The organism is Bacillus sp. ISL-75, assembly GCF_018613095.1.
Window position 1 is genome coordinate 1 of record NZ_JAGGQX010000072.1, and the last position, 17,848, is coordinate 17,848.

The following is a 17,848-nucleotide window of genomic DNA, read 5'->3' on the forward strand; positions in this document are numbered from 1 at the left end:
CTATTGCTGCATCTAAGTTTTTTAATCTTTTTAAATCATGAATCCAGTTTAATAGTTTAACGAACCCCTCTTCATTATTTTCAAATGTAATAGGGTCTCCAACTACAATTCCACGGAAGTTAACTGCTCTTGCAACGTGTAGTTGTTGAGCAATATCTACACCAACAATAAGATGTGTATCGGAAATTCTTTCTATTAGTTGATTTTGTTTGTCTTGCATTTTAAAATTCATAGTAGGGCTTCCTCCTTAAGAGTCTGAGTTAGAGTGGTGTCTATACTCATATCTTACTGAGGGGCTTTATTTTTTTCAAACCTGATATTTAACGATCTACAGGAATGCTAAACTGCCCCGCTAGTATAGTAAGCACTGCTTCAGAAATATGTATAAATATTAGCAACTATACAGTTTCTCTTTGAAGAAATAAATCGCAATATCAATAAACATACTACCAAAACATACATCAATTAATTGCCAGAAACAATATGGGTATGATTTGTCTTGAAAGGCTGAAGCAGTTGTTTCATCAAGGAGCCAAGCCTATCATAACCACCCTCCAAGTAAGGTGCTATGTTTGTTAACGTTAAAAACTATAACTACTTACTGTAGATAATGCTTCTACAAAGATAGAAAACTGAAATTTTTCGTATCTTTGTTTACGTTTAATACGTTGGAAGATCATCCTGTATATAACAGCGTACGTTAGCAATAAGAAAGCCACCATTATGGCAGCTAATCTTCAACTCTTGTACTGTTACTTTAATAAGAAATTTATTGACGTGGTGCAAACAAGATTACCGAAGCACCAATTAAACATATTCCTGCACCCACCCAATCATATAAATCAGGTGTTTTTTTATCTATGCCCCATCCCCATAAAACAGATAGCACTATAAACACTCCACCATACGCAGCGTATACTCTACCGAATGATGGAAAGGTTTGAAATGTAGCTATTATACCGTATAAAGCTAATGCTATCCCTCCACTTATTCCCCAATAAACTGGCTTACTTTCTCTTAACCACAACCAAATTAAATAACCTCCGCCAATTTCAGCTAATCCTGCAAGAATAAACAAAACAATTGCATTAAAAATTCAGACCACTTCCTATCCATTAATCAATATTCAAAGTAAAACGTACTCTTATTCAATTATCCTGGCTTCGTTACATTAAGTACAACATTTCACAATATATTCTGTGGAAAAAGAAAAAAGCGACCTTCATCTTGAAGTATCGCCCTCATTAGTTGAACAAAAAACCTTAAAACATAAAAATGATAATTCTATAACAAATGGTAAGAATTTCAATATAACATCTTTCATACTGTAAGGTATTCAGTAATTACAATATTTCAATATACCCTTCTGTTCCATGCACGCGAATTCGTTGCCCGTCTCTTATCAGTTTGGTAGCATTTTCCACACCGACAACTGCTGGTAAGCCATATTCACGTGCGATAACTGCTCCATGGGTCATCAGTCCACCAACTTCAGTAACTAGACCTTTTATCGATACAAATAATGGTGTCCAGCCAGGATCAGTAAAGGAGGTGACTAATATATCTCCATCTTCTAAATCAGCATCTTCCATGTTTAAGATGACTCGTGCTCGTCCCTCTATTACTCCCGAAGAAACAGGCAGACCTACAATCGCTTCGGCTGGGAGATTTTCTCGTTTGTACTCACCCGAAATGATTTCACCATCCGACGTCATCACACGTGGGGGCGTTAGTTTTTCAAATAATTTGTACTCGTCTTTTCGTTTGCTGATAATCTGGTCATCCAGTTTGTTAGTACGGACGACCTCGTGAAGTTCTTCAAACGTGAGATAGTATATATCTTCTTTTTCATGAATAACGCATGTCTGTACGAGTTGTTCCGCTTCTTTCAATAAAGCCTGCTTATAAACGAAGTATCGTTTAATCATGCCATATTTTGGATACTCACGATAGCCGCTGAAATTCCGTATGAGGCTGATCATTCGTTTTGTCTCTTTGGCTTTTTGTTCACCATCAGGTAATTGCTTCAATCGGTCTAATAACTCTTGTTCTTTTTTCAAAGCAACACGCCGCCCATGCTCAAATTTCCGCATGCTGGAATTAGGCTCAAATTCTTTGATATTACCCAGAATCATGGGGACAAGTGTAGTTGGTTTTTCACTCCAACGAGGTTTAGTCATATCGATTTCTCCGGCACATCGCATTCCGTATTTGTTGAGATATGCTATTATTGCGTCTTGGGTTTCCTGTCCACCCTCAAACTTAACCAGTTCATCCAAATAGTTATCATCTTTTACATGCTGTAAATAATTAATTACTTCTGGATAAGGACGAATCACATCTGCGACATCCATTAGCGCCAAGCCCATTTCTGATGTAATATTGTTTGGTACAGATAGAGAAAGCGTATCTGCTGCGTTTTTTTCTCCTAACCACGTGTTCATTTTCTCATTGATCCATGATGAAGCATTCATAGCAGCCATAATCACTCTCGAACTTTGCGGGTCAAATAAAATCTTCTTTAATTGCTGGAGATCTTCCAGGATAAAATCAAATAAATCCAGTCCTGATTTCGTTTGGATGATTTGTTTTAACTCTTTGATAGAAGTTTGACTACTCTTAATCAAATCAGCCACAATTGTCGGATTGTTATCGATTTCTGCCAGCATATCTGTATTGTTTCTGCTGGGACTTGGTGCTTTTTTATCGTTTGGTAACGATTTTATAAAATCTCCTCGCTCTACAACGGTCATGAGTGCGTCTTTTATGAGCGGATCGTGGTGTCCCAGGGTATCTATTATCGTTTTTAGCATATGTGTGACATCAACAAACAACCTTCCACCAGCTTTACTCATGGGTGCTGGAGTTGTTAACAGGTAAAAAGACAATCCCAGTGGTTTTATGGGATCGGTCATCATTTGTTGATGACCGACAGATACATAGACGTGATTTTCTTGATCATTCGCTTCAGGGATGGGGAAAAGCGTAGTGATTGGCCGACTCTGTACAATAAAAAATGTATCATCAACCAAACACCATTCAATATCTTGTGGGTATCCAAAACAAGCTTCGATTTGTCTTCCTATACGTGCTAGTTGTAAAATTTGTTGGTCAGTAAGTGTTTGAGTCTTTTGCTGATCGGGATCGATCTGCTGGGTCTCTGTTCCGCCTTCTTTTAGTCCATAGATAGCCAATTTTTTGGCTGCTATCATCTTATCGACGATTTTATCTTCCTGAACTTTATAACAATCGGCATTTACCAAGCCAGAGACCAGTGCTTCTCCAAGCCCAAAACTGGCATCGATTGATAGTAACTTTCGGTTAGAGGTAATCGGATCAGCGGTAAATAAAATCCCTGAAGCCTGTGGGAAAACCATCCTTTGAACGATAACGGAGATATAAACTTGTCTGTGGTCAAATCTATTTTGCATTCGGTAGATTACCGCTCGATCCGTAAATAGAGAAGCCCAGCATTTTCTGATATGCTGCAAGATTGCTGCTTTTCCGATGATATTTAAATAGGTGTCTTGTTGACCGGCAAAAGAGGCATATGGTAAATCTTCGGCGGTCGCACTAGAACGCACGGCATAAGCATGTTCATCGCCAAACTGGGAGAGATAGTGAGCAACTGCGCACGCAACATCGGAAGGAATTTCTACTTCTATAATGAGTTGTCGAATCTTCCTGCTGATTTCACCAATTTGATCTCGATCCTCTACTTTTAGCATGGTTAGTTGATCCAACAATGATTGAAACGTGTCGTTTTGTTCGATGGCTTTTTGATATCCCACTGTTGTAACACAAAATCCTTCTGGTACTTGTATTCCTTGAATTTTTGATAATTCCCCTAAATTTAACCCTTTTCCGCCTACGAGTAAAAGCTGTGTTTTTTCCATTTCCTGAAAACTGAGAACCAAAGAACCCATTCTACATCTCTCCTACCCATTATATTTCTTTTGGTTTCGAACAGATCTTGAAATATTTTTCCCTCCAACAAATCTCATTAAAGTTCTATTGCATTTTATCAGTAGAAAATGAGAATAAAAAGTCTATATTGACCATTTTTTATCTGCTATAATTAAGTTAGGAAGAGTTCAATTTTCAAAAAAACAGCTAGCCATAAGAGCCCCTCAGAGTTAATTAGAGGGGCTTTCTTTAAAAAATATCCGTACCGGCAAACAGATCATAATCAATCCGTATTTTCCAAGTATTTTTAAGTATCTTCATCGCTTTTGTACTCTAAAATATCTCCAGGTTGACAACCCAAAGCCTTACATATCGCTTCTAATGTTGAAAAACGAATCGCTTTTGCTTTCCCGTTTTTCAGAATGGAAAGGTTCGCCATTGTAATCCCAACCCTCTCCGAAAGTTCAGTCACGCTCATTTTCCTTTTAGCCAGCATCACATCAATATTGATTATAATTGCCAAGTTATCCACCTCACACTATTAAATCATTTTCAGATTTTATTTCCACAACTTCATTTACAAGCCTTTGGAGGATACCAGCAAAGGTTGCGATTACGCTTGAAGCAAAAGTGAGCATAAATCCCAAGCTTATAAAACCTGTTATGTCTTCACCTTTACCTGCACTCAATATAACTACAGATATTATTCCAGCTACAATAAAGGCACTGATGGTGATGGCACAGCGTTTGATAACCTTCAAAGCTCTAACAGATAATTCCGTGAAAGTCTTGTTCTTATCAATGTAAATTAAAAGTTTAAATCCTTTATACAACGCGATGAAAAATGGAATTGACAATAAATAAGCAGATAGTAAAAAGGGATATTGCAAGTAAGCAGTCTCTGGATGCGCGTTTGCATCTCTACTGGCTATCTCAGGCACCAAAAATATACACAAAACAAGTGCCACAATTCCAATAAGAAGAATAACTCCTTTTAGGAAAAACGTTGCCCCTCGCTTCATAGAAAACACCTCACCAATAATTGTTTAATTATAACACTATGTTCTCCACCTCATACCGTTAAATCATTGTCTGATTTTATATCAATTGCTTCTTTTAAAAGCTTTTGGAGAACAGCAGCAAAAACTGCAATCACCATGGAAGCAAAAGGTACAACCAATCCGACAAAGATGACTCCTGGAGCGTCGTCTTTCTCCGCAAAGAGATAGAAGAGCGGCAAGACTAGCACATGTAAGATACTGATTGTGATGGCACAGTGTTTGATTTTCTTTAAAGCTATTACAGAAATTTGTGAGAATGCTTTATTTTTGTCAATATAGCGTAATAGTTTGAAAGCCTGATACAAAGCAAAGTAAAAAGGAATCGCCGATGCATAAAAAACGATGGAAACAAGATATTTTATATAAGCAAACTCTGGAAGCAATTTTGCTGCAACATTCCCAATCTCAGGCACCAAAAAGATACACAAAGCAAGAACCGGAATTCCAATAAGAATATCAGCTATCTTTAAAAATAATGTTGTTCCTCTTTTCATAAAAGCACCTCTCAAATTTATTGTTAATTGAATTTTAATACAGTTATTATCGTTTTTCAATAATTTTTTATTACTTTTAATTATATTTTTGTTGTAAAACAATTTTTAATTTTAGACAAAGTTAAAAAGCATTTCTAATACAAAGAAATGCTCTAGAAACTTAAACTATAAAATTTATACATTACTCAATAAAAAATAATTTTAATTCATTTAAAGGTATCAAATCTAGATTCTGTATCGAAATATATCATCCTTTATAATAATCAATGGCTTTTTGGAAATCCTCCGGCGTATCAACATCCATTATTACTCCCGGGTCATCTACATTTATGTATATTTTTTCGAAACCGCCCAGGACCACACGCAAATTGCTTTCTGGATTGGTTTCGAGAATTTTCTGTTTCACTTCGCTTGATAATTTGATGGGATGACCGCCTTTATAATGAAAGCTGGGAATAACGACGTTCCCTTTGTGTTCTGCTATTAGCTGAACGGTCTCTTTCTTAACAAGCGGACAATCTCCGGGTGTTATAAAGAAGCTTGATTCAGTTACTTCGTTACAGCCCTTTTGAATGGAACTAAACATTCCTTGGTTAAAGTCTTCATTATGAACAAACTTGATCTGAAATGAATAGGCATTTTTATTGTTGATTTTTACCATTTCCTCTTGGATGAGTTCCGCTTGAAACCCAGCTACGACGATGACGCTGCTGCATAATCCTTCAAATTTAGATATCGTTTGCTCCAACACGGTCATTTGCCCCAGTGGCAAAGTCATTTTAAATGCATTCGCTCGGCTGGAATATCCAGCAGCTAAGACGATTGCTTCCATTTTATGTCCTCCTCTATCTATAATGTGTCTTGTTTGAACTTCACTCATTATCTTTATAATTTGGCCACTGCATCTTAATAGATTCTCTGAATTGGCCCATATTAAAGTTTTTACCTGGACAACTTTTTGTGACCCCTTTTAATTCACGATGTCCCAGAATGTGAGTAGTTGATAAATTAAATTGTTGTATTAGGAAAATGCATAGTTTACTCAATGATTTTTGCTGCTCTATTGATGGGGTATGAATATCAAAATTTCCAGCTAAACAAATACCTATTGATTTTTCATTAAATGAAGATGCGTGTGCTCCAACATGGTATCCTCTTCCTTTAATAATTTCACCATTTTCCTCAATAAAAAAATTGTATCCTATTCCACTCCATCGACGATGATCCCGATGAAACCTATGCGTCTTTTTAATATCCCAACCTATTTCTTCTGTATGGTGTACAATGATGTACATGACATCTTTTAAAGCAATAAGCGGTTCTTTAAACGATAAATTAATATCTTTAATCATTCCCGGTTCTACTTTCATGTAGACTTCTCCTCATCACATAAGCTTAATCAAGATCCCCGTCTTATCATCTGAACGAAGATTATTCCTTTTCTCATATTGTTCTAGGACACTAGAATATACTTGTAAACCGATTGTATGTATCTTTTTAAATGTTTCTTCAATTGAATAGTTTGGATGAAAAAGGCCATCTGTTATCATTAATAATGTTTTGATTTCACTGATATTTACTTGACCATGCTGAATAAAATTAAAAACTTCTTTTTTTCCATTAGCTACAGAGTAACCATATTCCTTATTAGCTAATGAACGATTAAAGATAAGCTGTTGAGTACGATCCTGATAATACTCCTCAACTGGAATTATAAGTCCCTGCTTTCTTAGTTCCTCACGCCATGCTTTCGCTCTATAACTTATACCTTTTACGGTATCCCTTGTTAAGGCTTTTATGGTTCCGTTTTGATACTCAGCAATGATCATACAATCACCAAGCTGAGCATAAGAAATCTTTCCGTCTTTTTCAATCTTTATAATTGCAGCACATGTTGACCAAAGATTTTCATATTTTTCCTGATTCACCTTGTATTTTTTCATGTGTGCTCTCAACATTCTATTAGCAGCCATGATTCCTTCAACTAATGAAAGGTTCGTTCGGTAGAGTCTAAAGAAATAATCTTTAAATATATTTGATGCTAAATATGCACCGTTCATTCCGTTTTCATCTATGAATGGCAATAATGGAGTTGCCCCATCAAAAACCCCATAGACATTTATCTTTTCATTTAATACGATTGAATCTTCACTTACACTTTTATGAGGGGCAGCACATAAAAAAGACTCAACTTTCATTGGTTGTCCACCTTCTTTTTTTCAAAATCAACAGAAAATCGATTAATTATATAAAGTCATTCTATGATTTAATGAGAAAATTTATTGTTTTTAATTTTCTGTTTCTTTAAATAATAAAAAGGCAGTTGAAAGTTCGATTCAATTGAACTTTCAACTGCCTTTTATAAATATTGGACTTTTTCAGTGTTCTCGTTGAATACAGAAATCATCTTCTCCATGTGGCATAACCTTTTTTAGAATTCCCCTTACACCGGGTACACTTTATATATATGCTGACTTTCTCTTAAAATTTCATTTTAGTTTTTCTTCGCAAATCCTAGATTAGCTTTAGTCCACTTACAAAGATCAATACAGCAACAACCGTTCTTAATGGTCTTGTCGGGACCTTAGCAGAAATGCTGCTGCCGATTAATACGCCTGGAATGGAGCCAATGAGTAAATTACCAACTAGCATATAGTTAACATTTCCATAACCAATATGAAGCAATCCTGCAACGGTTACCAAAAGAAACGCATGAGTAATATCAGTACCAACCATCTCTGAAGTCTTCATTTGATACAGATAAATCATTGCCACAGCGAATAATGAACCTGAGCCTAGAGAAGTTAATCCGACAATAAACCCAAAAAGGCAGCCAATTAAAATGGTTAGCATTTTCTTTTCTTTCAAAGGTTTTAATTGCCAACGATTCGGTCTTAATTTTTTCTCCACAAAGGTTCTGATAATGATAGCTAGTGAAACAGCTATCAGGATGTATCCGAGGGAATGCCTAATAATCTGTTCTTGATTATGGTAATAAGCTTCAAAATAATGAAGGGAACCAATCGCTACCACCGCACTAGGAATACTTCCTATCGCTAATAACTTAACCATCTGTAAATTGACTGTTTTTTGTCTCCAATGTTGAAAAAGTCCGAAGAATTTCGTAATTGAGTTATATACAAGGTCTGTACCAACAGCAATTGAAGGATTAACCCCTATTAGAATTAATACGGGGGTTAGCAGTGCTGCTCCTCCTACACCAGTTAACCCTACCAAAAAACCTACAAGTAAACCCATCAATGTAATCCCTATACTCATATGCTCACGCCCAATCAATTCCAAGTATTTATATAGGGATTATATACATTTATATGAATCTTGTAAATAACTAAATATTTATTAGATCTGAGAGTTTGTTACCGGTTATTTCAAAAGCATATTTTATTTCAATAGAAATGATCCCTCCATCTTTGTTGAAAAGAGATTCGGCGTTGGCTGGACCCTTAATTTTGGCAACTCTATCGGTTAGTTCATCGTCTTAGTACCATTAGTAACAATCATAGTGTTTCGTTTTTTATAAGGATAAATTACTTAGAAATAAAAAAAGTCACATCCGTTATTGGAGGTGACTTTTAGCGATTTTGTTTTGCCCTATGTAATAGCCCACACAATTTCACTAGTTATGGCTGCTGCGTTCCCGCCCTGACCCGTTTCCTAGCGTCTTTGTTGGACTATGACTCCGCAGGTAGGACTCGAACCTACGACCGATCGGTTAACAGCCGATAGCTCTACCACTGAGCTACTGCGGAAAAATACTAACTTCCTATTTACATGATCATCGGATGATGAATCTAATTCAAGATGTTTTTTGTTGCTTAGTGGAAATGACGGGAGTTGAACCCGTGTGCAAAGATATTGGCACTTATACTTCTACGAGTGTAGTCAGTAGAATTGATTTCACTTACTTCGTTAGCCTACTGACAGGCATTGAAGCAGCTAGTCTGGTTAGTCTCTTCCTTCATCCTCAGACGTTGGAATTCGGCGTAGTCCACTTAACATGAGTCCCTTACCCTACCACATGGACGATGGAGAGAGGAACCGCTATCGTCTGTTATTAGGCAGCGAAAGCGAAGTTGTTGTTTTGTTTGCCAGTTATTAGGCTTTATCGTTTTAACGAGGACGATTCCCTCGACTCGCCATATAAGCTCAAACTATCCCTGTCGATACTATGACATCCCCATAATATAATGGCAGAGAAGAAGGGATTTGAACCCTCGCGCCGGTTACCCGACCTACACCCTTAGCAGGGGCGCCTCTTCAGCCACTTGAGTACTTCTCTGTAATAAAAGCTTACGCGTTAGTTCCGTTAAGAACTTACAAGAGAAATATATCATGTCTACCAAATGGATGATAGCTGTAAAATTTGGTAGTTCAAAAGTCCCGGTTATATCATTAAAACTTTATGGTTAACTTATATTAGAATATTTGCATTAAAACAAATAAGGCCTCTCTTATGATTGGATGAGGCCGCAAGTTCATTTGGTTTAAAATTCTTCGTATTCTGCAGGATCTTGGTTGTTGATTCTGCCGTCAGAGCGAGTTAATCCTGATATGATACTCATTTCTATTTCATCTAGGGAGAAGTCAAAAATAGATATATTTTCAAGCTGCCTTGCAGGAGATGATGATTTAGGAATGGCAATCGCCCCAAGTTGATAGTGCCAACGTAAAATAATTTGTGAAATAGACTTGTTATGATGATCGGCAATCTGTTGAATGGCATCATTTTGTAAAACTTTATTTGCTCGAGCTATTGGGCTCCAGGATTCCGTTGCAATGTTATTTTCTTCATGCCATTTTCTTTGTGGTGCTTGATTGAATAATGGGTGTAATTCGATTTGGTTAAGGCTAGGTTTCACACCTGTTTCTTTTTCTAAACGCTCTATATGTTCAGGTAAGAAATTACAGACGCCGATCGAACGAATAAGCCCCCATTTTTTAGCATCAATTAATGCTTCCCAAGCTTCCACGTATATGTCCTGTTTAGGATTTGGCCAATGAATGAGATATAAATCATAATAATCTAGATTTGCCCGAAATAACGATTCTTGAATGGTCGCAACCGCCCTGCCATAGGTTTGATAGCGACCGGGCAATTTCGATGTAATTTTTAATTTTTCTCTTGGAACTGAACTGCGTCTAACAGCCTCACCAACCGTGCCTTCGTTTTCATAGTTATAAGCAGAATCTATTAGTCTATACCCCATATCAATTGCGCTTAAGATGGAATGAACACCATCATTCCCTCTTAGCTTATATGTACCCAAACCGATCACTGGCAAAGTAAGCCCATCATTAAGTGTAATTTCTGGAATTGATTTATCCACCACTAATCACTCCTTTCCATAATAATTAAGCATAGCATAATTTTGGTAACATTTCATGGAAAGACTTCATCGCAAGTGGTTGTCATTACCCTAAGTATCGATGGTATAGTGCCTTTGCTTCGGAAATATCCTTGGTTCCGTGGACTAACACCCTTCCGTCTTTAAAAATGACTAATCGGTGCGGATCCACTGTATAAGATAATAGATACGGATTTCGCTGTACTGTTCCCCCTTGATTGGCCAATAATTTTTCTAACGCTACTAAGTCACGCAAGGCGGGAAGCGCAGGACGTATCTGAACAGAATCTCTTCCACAGAGGACAGCTGTCTTGGTTTGATTTTCAAAAGCTAAATAGGGGAAGGATCGTTCTTTCCCACAGGTTGGACAATCTTCTTTTTTCAATTTATCTACCTGGATCGTACTATGTTGATTTTTCCACAAGTCAAAAGACACGAGTTTGTTCCGCAGCGAATCCGCATCCCCGACCAAAATTTTCAAGGCTTCACTTATTTGATACGCAACGACCATGTTCACAGCTGGACTTATAATTCCAGCTGTGTCACAGGTTAATCCGCCTAGCGGAACGGTTTCAAGTAAACAAGAAAGGCAAGGTGTTTTTTCTGGAATAATCGTGTAGGATATTCCGTAGCTTCCCACGCATGCCCCATAAATCCAAGGGATGCCCACCTTTTGTGCTACATCATTCATGATCATTCTTGTTTCGAAATTATCGGTTGCATCAATCATCAGATCCACATTTTGAGCCCAGTCAAGAAGCTCGGTGACGGAGGCATCACCAATGATTGCTTCAATCAGCACCGAAGAGTTAATCGCTGTTAAGCGGTTTTGGGCTGCGATGACTTTGGGAATTCGGTTTTTGGCATCTTCTTCAGCATAGAGCTGCTGTCGCTGTAAATTCGACCATTCGACATAATCACGATCCACAATGGTTAGTTTCCCTACTCCAGCACGGACAAGTGCCTCGGCACTTCCTGAACCGAGTGCTCCCATTCCGATGATGAGTACATGTTTCGTAGAAATTAGCTGCTGCCCGTCTTTCCCAATCGGTGAAAATAGTTCTTGTCGTGAGTAACGATTCACCCGATACTCATTCCTTCCTTGGGACTGCTTGCTGTCGCATATCTCTTTTTCTCGATTCGGCCGGCTTCAAAGCCTAATCGTCCCGCTTCGATCGCTAAACTCATGGCTCGAGCCATTTTGACGGGATCGTTTGCTGCTGAAACAGCCGTATTTAATAACACCCCATCAGCTCCTAATTCCATTGCCAATGCTGCATCAGCTGGGGAGCCAATACCAGCATCCACAATCACAGGTACGACAGCTTGCTCGATAATAAAGCCTAGGTTAACAGGATTGATGATCCCTTGACCGGAACCAATTGGCGAGGCCCCTGGCATGACCGCATGACAGCCCACTTCTTGGAGCTTTCGAGCTAAAACCACGTCATCGGATGTATAGGGGAGGACAATAAATCCTTCTTTCACTAATTCTTCCGTTGCTTTAAGGGTTTCAATCGGGTCAGGAAGCAAGGTATGATCGCAGCCAATCACTTCCACTTTAATCATATCGCATAGTCCTGAAGCTTTCGCTAGTTTTGCGATCCGGACCGCCTCTGCGGCTGTTTTTGCTCCAGCAGTATTAGGCAGAAGCTTATATTTTTGAGTGTCGAGCTGTTCTAAAAAATTGGGCTGGCTTGGTTCAAAAATATTCATACGTCTCACCGCAAACGTGAGGATTTCAGCTTTCGACACTTCCACTGCTGCCTTTTGGATTTCAAAGCTTGGATACTTTCCCGTACCAAGTAACAAACGAGATTGAAAGGATAATGAACCTATTTTTAACATGTCAACCGCCTCCTACAAAATGGACTATTTCGATTCGATCTTTATCTGATATTCTCGTACTTTGGTGCTCTAACCTGGTTAATATTTCACCGTTTACTTCCACAACAACGACCTTATCTTGGATGTCATAATGATTGAGAACATCTGAAACAGATACGATATGGTCTGGTAATTGGATCCACTCGCCATTTACTACTACCTCCATGGTTTTCCTCCTAACTAACCGTTTCTTTGTGCCGTTCTAGGTGAAAAGCAGAGAGTAGTTCCTGATCTAGTAATCTACCTGACACTAGGTCCGCAACTAGTTCCCCTGTAATCGGGCTTAATAAAATCCCATTTCGAAAATGGCCTGCTGCCACGAACAACCCACGCCAGCTTGGATGTTCGCCCATATATGGGATTCCATCGCCTGTCTGCGGTCTGACTCCAGCCCATACCCGCTCCCATGCTGCCTCCTTAATCTGTGGAACTAATTGAGTCGCTCTTTCAATCAATGTAGCAATCCCCTCAGGAGTTACCTTAGTATCAAAGGTATTTTCAATCACAGTCGCACCTATATAAATTTCCCCATTTCGTTTGGGTACTAAATAACAACGTTTGTCGGAGAAAATGGTCGCGTTGATGATCGGCTTTTCTGTTCTAATCGAAAAGCATTCTCCTTTAACCGGATACACAGGAATATCGATTCCTGATTCTTGCATTAATTTCGCCGCCCAAGCTCCAGTGGCAACAACCACCTGTTCACAATGGATGACGCCCTTGCTGGTGGTTACCCCTTTAACTTGACCGTTTTCATAGACAAAAGACAGAACCTCCGTCTCTTCATATATTTTGGCACCAAAATGTTCCGCGGACTTTACAAAGGCTTGTGTTAACTTTGCTGGTTGCACATGCCCATCCTGAGGGAGATACATCCCTCCAGCTACACTTGGTGAAAGAGATGGTTCCAGCACACAAACTTCCGTTGCATCGAGCCAGGTTATTGTTGGATCCCATTTTTTTTGGAAGGTGACTTGTTTTTTTACTTCAATCGCTATTTCTTCGGTTTCGGCAATTTTCACCATTCCTTTATTCACATACTCAATATCAATTCCCGTATATTCAAATAACTCACTTGCGAGCGTTGAAAACATCGCTTGACTTTTTAAAGCTAGCTGGAATAAAGGACCGTCTTGTTCAAGCTCTGCTTGTGCTGCTAACATTCCGGCAGCCGCACTGGACGCTTGGCAAGCGACTCGTTCCTTCTCAATTATGACGACTTTTCTTCCCCTTTTTGCGAGCTGATAGGCAATCGAGGACCCGATAATTCCTCCTCCGATAATGGCCACATCAAATGAATTTTCCACTTTGTTCATCTCCATTTAATACATTTAGGTAAGCCTTAACTGCTGCTAATGGATCGTGAGCATCTAAAACTCCTGACATGACTGCGATCCCTTTTGACCCTGCTTGAAGTACCTGCCCCGTATTTTCAGGTGTGATCCCGCCGATGGCTATTACCGGGATGTCTAATTGGGTGAGCCTTGCTAATTCCTCTAGTCCTTTTGGGGTCTTACCCGGTTTTGATTGTGAAGGAAAGACATGGCCATATAGCACGTAATCAGCACCATTCTCTTTTGCTTGTTGTCCTTCCTCGTAGGAGTGGATGGAGTTCCCGAGCAAAAGCTGAGGAAAATTTTCTTTCACAAGCGCTGCATCTAAACTATGGAAGGCTAATTGAACTCCTCTAGCCCTTGTAACGTAGGCAACATCGACTCGGTCATTAATGATAATCTTTGATAGTGGGATGTTTTCATTTGTTAACCGTTGGACGGCTTGGAAAAGTTCCTTGGCTGTTTTTTGTTTTTCCCGCAAATGAATCGCGGTTATATATGGATGAATTTCGCTTACAATTTCACATAACTGTTCGATTGGCATTCTCCCATTGGAGATAATATGTAACTCTTTATCTTTTACACTAGTTGAAATACCCGTTCCCCCTTTTAAGCAGATTCCGAAGTTCGAAGGCCTAAAGTGAAAAACAAAAAACCACTTTCTTTAGGTAAGAAAGTGGTCGAAAATTCGAAATAGAAACATACGTTCTTCAAATATCCCGTTTTCCACTTCCCTACGCTGGTATTACCCAGATCAGGTTCATAGAGTCCCGAAGTAGTACTTCAATCTCAGCCCTTTAAAAAGGCACCTCTAGCGGAATTGCGTCATTTATTTAATTGTCATGTAATGATTTCCCTGCATGGATAATGTTAACACTTCAGGCAGAAATGTCAAATGTTTTTCTTTTTCAAAATTGAACGTGCATACTTGTCTGTTAGATTGCTGAAGTAAATTTACTTTTTATCGCCCCTTCAACTGCTAAATCAATGTCGGCATCATCAAATATATAAATGGTGCATGACCTCCCATCTCCATTGAAACACACTTAAGTGTATCTGCAGATTGTTTCACAAGTACCTTACCTACCTCTGTTGAACCGGTAAAAGTAATTTTTCGAACAGCTTCGCTTGCCATAAAAAAACTAGCTATATTAAGCTAGCTTTTTAACCTCATGGCGTTTTTCTATACGCTTTTCAATTTTTTCGATTGCTTGTTTATCTTTAAGTAATTCTTGCTTATTCTCTTTTATTAACTCTTCAAATGATTTTTTATGCTTACGCATTATAACACTCTTTTCTTTTTTAGATCGGTCTATTATAACATATCTGAATAATAAAACAATTCTGTTAGTTAAAAATAATAGAAAAATTAATTAGAATATTATTTTTCCTAATTAATTACCGACTAGCATAATTATATAAATTAAAGATGAATATATAATACACCCGCAAATTAACCCATAATATTCTACTTTCTTATTGAACAAACCTGCCATTTAACTGATTAAAGACCAAGAAAAATGGACTGTTGAAACAGTCCATCATTGTTCAATTCTTGCGCCCTATTCTTCCTTAAATATATCTTTCATTCCTGTTTATCAATTGCATAAGGAAACGGATGAACATCATTAGAAGGAAGGTGCTTATAAATGTGTATATCCATGTCCATGTATGGTATTTAATTAATTCGGTATATCTTTCAAAAAAAAACTCAATTATCGTTAAAACAGTGGTGTACAAAATACATTGTAGAACAATGTTGAGATATCTTGAACGATAAGTCGTTTGATAAAAGTAAATACAAACAACTGGAAATAGAAGATTTTCATAAAGAAGGCTGGAACTAAAATAGTTACTTAAAAATCTCACTGGATATTCGAGCATTTTCTCTTCTACAACAAGAACACCAAAAAACGTTGAAAAACAAGAGGCCACTGAAAAAATTAAAATCCAATTTTTGATTGGTGGTTTTCTTAAACTAGAAAACAATAGGGTTATCCCGATTATGAGCAGTGACCACAATATTATTCTTTCCATAGATAAAATAGTCCCCTATCTTTACTTTGCTTATCAATGAGTATAACCAAAGTAAAGATAAAAGATTTTATCATTTGCATAAAACCCATTAAAAAAAATGCTTTCCGGAAAAGCGCCCGATTGATGCTTCTACTAATTCTTTAGCAATTCCCTTTACCCAATAAGAATCGTTACTAAGGAAATTATGTATTACTTCAATATCCAAAAAACTTTTATTGGTACTTATAGTAAATCCATCATTGTTTGTCCAATCCAAGCGGTCTACACATCCAGGAAAAATTGAAGCAAGTATAGGAAAAAAGAAACACAGGAACTTGCTGTTATGGTCGATACATTCAGACCTCTGTATTCGTGAAAAAGGCACATGAGTTAGTATGAGCAGCTGGCTATCAAAATAAATTCAATAATAGTTTAATTACTGTAACAATAATTAAAATACAAAACAAAAAGTCTTAATCCCTATAATTGGAGGAATTAAGACTTTTATTTCATTATATACATAAGCAATAGTTTCTTAGACAATTTCTGATAGCTTTTCATTCCCCTGATCAATATATAATTCTTTGACCTTAACTTGTGACGGCAGCAGCGGATGATTGCGTATGATGTTGACAGTTTTTTGTACGCTATCCGTTAAAGTTTTGCCTCCCTGTAGCCATACACTTACCGTACCCTCAGGAAATTCCGGCATGCAATTTTTATAAAGATAATCTAATGTTTGAATCTTGTCCTGTAATTCTTTGTTTTTATATATTTTGTTCAGTATATCCCCAGTATTCTTTTGATAATCATTTGTGGAGACCAAAACGATTTCCTCAACATTATCCTGATACACAGCAATAATGATGTCCCTCATTAAATCGTCGAAGGGGTGTGAAACGACTGGCTGATATGTTTGTAAGATGATCATGTTTTCCGGATTGACATTGGTTTCTTCTTTAATGAATCGTTCTAATTTCTGCTCCATTCCAATCACATATAGTACTTTTTTCTTTTCATCTCTAGACATCAAATTCACCCCATAAATGTTTTGAATTTTGTTCCAAATAAGTTTCCTGACTCTTTCTTATATGAAAAATGCGAGTCCGAACATATCCTTTTGTTTTTAACATAATTTGCTTTGCAGGTCACTGGAAAGCTTAAAGACCATTACTCGTTCTCCAGTTTGTGTACTAATATCGGTGTGAAAACTTACTACTTCTTCCCCTGTTATCGTTAAGATAATTTCTTTTAAATCATCCAGACCGGATTCCACTAAACTGTTGCGATGTTCTTTTACTGATAACAATCCTTCTTTATCCAGACATACTGTATATTCAGCAGCAGTTAGTATACCGCGGAGTATTACAATCACCATATCCCGTAAGATATCCGATTTAACAGATACGGAGCCTCGTCCAAGATAATTTTTCTCCCAATGTGTTAAAGCTTTGCTTATTTCAGCTTCAAGTGTTCCTTTTGTTTTTTCCATACCGATTCCTTTTCCTTTTTTCATAGTTACATTCATAGATGGCCAAATATTGCCTATAATATTCTAAAAAACAATCTTTTCCGCCCATGTGACGACTTTCTTTCGGAAAGTTTTGTTCCATTGCTACAAAAGCGCCGGAAAGAAAAGCAGCCTTCACACAAGGACATATATATAAACCGGGAAAGAGGTTAAGACCAACTCTCCCAGTGTCCTTCCGGATCAATGGACGCAAGCCGAATCCATCCGTTTTTCACTTTTTGATGAAAGGCATGATCGTGGTCCAGCATCCGTT

The 17,848-nt window shown here is 37.7% G+C and carries 20 protein-coding genes, 2 tRNA genes, 2 other RNA genes, 3 pseudogenes and 1 riboswitch; of the genes and pseudogenes, 1 reads left to right on the plus strand and 26 read right to left on the minus strand.

Features of this window, described 5'->3' with window-relative positions:
* The 10 genes and pseudogenes from J7E63_RS25955 to J7E63_RS26000 form a co-directional block, all read right to left on the minus strand.
* Positions 1-232 (minus strand): annotated as a pseudogene (locus tag J7E63_RS25955) (IS110 family RNA-guided transposase); the annotation flags it as partial.
* Between the two features lie 537 nt (positions 233-769).
* Positions 770-1,096 carry a YnfA family protein gene (locus tag J7E63_RS25960; protein ID WP_088087210.1) on the minus strand — a complete coding sequence of 109 codons (327 nt, stop codon included), beginning with the start codon at positions 1,094-1,096 and terminating at the stop codon, positions 770-772.
* Between the two features lie 247 nt (positions 1,097-1,343).
* Complete coding sequence (gene ppsA, locus J7E63_RS25965; RefSeq protein ID WP_215017806.1) at positions 1,344-3,926, minus strand: phosphoenolpyruvate synthase; 2,583 nt, start codon at positions 3,924-3,926, stop codon at positions 1,344-1,346.
* A 287-nt stretch (positions 3,927-4,213) separates the two neighbouring features.
* Positions 4,214-4,429 (minus strand): helix-turn-helix domain-containing protein, encoded by a 216-nt coding sequence (locus tag J7E63_RS25970; protein ID WP_215017808.1) that lies wholly within the window; start codon positions 4,427-4,429, stop codon positions 4,214-4,216.
* Positions 4,430-4,439: 10 nt separating this feature from the next.
* Positions 4,440-4,928, minus strand: a complete 489-nt coding sequence (locus J7E63_RS25975; protein WP_215017810.1) for a DUF2975 domain-containing protein — start codon at positions 4,926-4,928, stop codon at positions 4,440-4,442.
* 50 nt (positions 4,929-4,978) lie between these two features.
* Positions 4,979-5,461: a DUF2975 domain-containing protein gene (locus tag J7E63_RS25980; RefSeq protein ID WP_215017812.1), complete on the minus strand. Its 483-nt coding sequence runs from the start codon at positions 5,459-5,461 to the stop codon at positions 4,979-4,981.
* A 247-nt stretch (positions 5,462-5,708) separates the two neighbouring features.
* A complete protein-coding gene (locus tag J7E63_RS25985; protein WP_215017814.1) occupies positions 5,709-6,293 on the minus strand; it encodes a nucleotidyltransferase family protein in 585 nt (194 codons plus the stop codon).
* 40 nt (positions 6,294-6,333) lie between these two features.
* The gene (locus J7E63_RS25990; RefSeq protein WP_251033776.1) at positions 6,334-6,831 is read right to left on the minus strand and encodes a peptidoglycan recognition protein family protein; all 498 of its coding nucleotides are present in this window, start codon (positions 6,829-6,831) and stop codon (positions 6,334-6,336) included.
* A gap of 15 nt (positions 6,832-6,846) precedes the next feature.
* Positions 6,847-7,659 carry a protein phosphatase 2C domain-containing protein gene (locus J7E63_RS25995; RefSeq protein ID WP_215017816.1) on the minus strand — a complete coding sequence of 271 codons (813 nt, stop codon included), beginning with the start codon at positions 7,657-7,659 and terminating at the stop codon, positions 6,847-6,849.
* 316 nt (positions 7,660-7,975) lie between these two features.
* Positions 7,976-8,740 carry a sulfite exporter TauE/SafE family protein gene (locus J7E63_RS26000; protein WP_215017818.1) on the minus strand — a complete coding sequence of 255 codons (765 nt, stop codon included), beginning with the start codon at positions 8,738-8,740 and terminating at the stop codon, positions 7,976-7,978.
* Positions 8,741-8,846: 106 nt separating this feature from the next.
* Here J7E63_RS26000 and J7E63_RS29880 point away from each other — a divergent pair.
* Positions 8,847-8,951 (plus strand): annotated as a pseudogene (locus J7E63_RS29880) (DUF5808 domain-containing protein); the annotation flags it as partial.
* A 123-nt stretch (positions 8,952-9,074) separates the two neighbouring features.
* Here the strand turns inward: J7E63_RS29880 and ffs are convergent.
* The 16 genes and pseudogenes from ffs to J7E63_RS30645 all read right to left on the minus strand — a co-directional run.
* Positions 9,075-9,160: signal recognition particle sRNA small type (ffs, locus tag J7E63_RS26005), an RNA gene on the minus strand.
* Positions 9,160-9,231, minus strand: a tRNA-Asn gene (locus J7E63_RS26010). Before J7E63_RS26010 ends, ffs begins: the two co-directional genes overlap by 1 nt.
* 67 nt (positions 9,232-9,298) lie before the next feature.
* Positions 9,299-9,661, minus strand: a transfer-messenger RNA (tmRNA) gene (gene ssrA / locus J7E63_RS26015).
* A 9-nt stretch (positions 9,662-9,670) separates the two neighbouring features.
* Positions 9,671-9,761: transfer RNA gene (locus J7E63_RS26020), tRNA-Ser, on the minus strand.
* 205 nt (positions 9,762-9,966) lie between these two features.
* A complete protein-coding gene (locus J7E63_RS26025) occupies positions 9,967-10,809 on the minus strand; it encodes an aldo/keto reductase (RefSeq protein ID WP_215017819.1) in 843 nt (280 codons plus the stop codon).
* Positions 10,810-10,894: 85 nt separating this feature from the next.
* Entirely contained in the window at positions 10,895-11,911 is a 1,017-nt protein-coding gene (locus J7E63_RS26030) for a thiazole biosynthesis adenylyltransferase ThiF (protein ID WP_215017820.1), read from the minus strand.
* Complete coding sequence (locus tag J7E63_RS26035; protein ID WP_215007014.1) at positions 11,908-12,675, minus strand: thiazole synthase; 768 nt, start codon at positions 12,673-12,675, stop codon at positions 11,908-11,910. Before J7E63_RS26035 ends, J7E63_RS26030 begins: the two co-directional genes overlap by 4 nt.
* 1 nt (position 12,676) lies before the next feature.
* The gene (gene thiS / locus J7E63_RS26040; protein ID WP_215017821.1) at positions 12,677-12,880 is read right to left on the minus strand and encodes a sulfur carrier protein ThiS; all 204 of its coding nucleotides are present in this window, start codon (positions 12,878-12,880) and stop codon (positions 12,677-12,679) included.
* Between the two features lie 10 nt (positions 12,881-12,890).
* Positions 12,891-14,030 (minus strand): glycine oxidase ThiO, encoded by a 1,140-nt coding sequence (gene thiO / locus J7E63_RS26045; protein WP_251033780.1) that lies wholly within the window; start codon positions 14,028-14,030, stop codon positions 12,891-12,893.
* Positions 14,005-14,667, minus strand: coding sequence for a thiazole tautomerase TenI (gene tenI, locus J7E63_RS26050; protein ID WP_308162024.1), 663 nt, complete (start codon positions 14,665-14,667; stop codon positions 14,005-14,007). Before tenI ends, thiO begins: the two co-directional genes overlap by 26 nt.
* A gap of 95 nt (positions 14,668-14,762) precedes the next feature.
* A riboswitch (TPP riboswitch) is annotated at positions 14,763-14,871 on the minus strand.
* A gap of 118 nt (positions 14,872-14,989) precedes the next feature.
* Positions 14,990-15,198, minus strand: a pseudogene (locus J7E63_RS26055) (aldehyde dehydrogenase family protein); the annotation flags it as partial.
* Position 15,199: 1 nt separating this feature from the next.
* Positions 15,200-15,331 carry an FbpB family small basic protein gene (locus tag J7E63_RS26060; protein WP_251033777.1) on the minus strand — a complete coding sequence of 44 codons (132 nt, stop codon included), beginning with the start codon at positions 15,329-15,331 and terminating at the stop codon, positions 15,200-15,202.
* Between the two features lie 289 nt (positions 15,332-15,620).
* A complete protein-coding gene (locus J7E63_RS29885; RefSeq protein ID WP_251033778.1) occupies positions 15,621-16,085 on the minus strand; it encodes a CBO0543 family protein in 465 nt (154 codons plus the stop codon).
* A 514-nt stretch (positions 16,086-16,599) separates the two neighbouring features.
* Positions 16,600-17,094 (minus strand): carbonic anhydrase, encoded by a 495-nt coding sequence (locus J7E63_RS26065; RefSeq protein ID WP_215017824.1) that lies wholly within the window; start codon positions 17,092-17,094, stop codon positions 16,600-16,602.
* Positions 17,095-17,190: 96 nt separating this feature from the next.
* Positions 17,191-17,556: a Na-translocating system protein MpsC family protein gene (locus J7E63_RS26070; protein WP_215017825.1), complete on the minus strand. Its 366-nt coding sequence runs from the start codon at positions 17,554-17,556 to the stop codon at positions 17,191-17,193.
* Between the two features lie 188 nt (positions 17,557-17,744).
* Positions 17,745-17,848 (minus strand): hypothetical protein (locus tag J7E63_RS30645; RefSeq protein ID WP_374193804.1); only part of this gene is annotated, 104 nt, incomplete at its 5' end.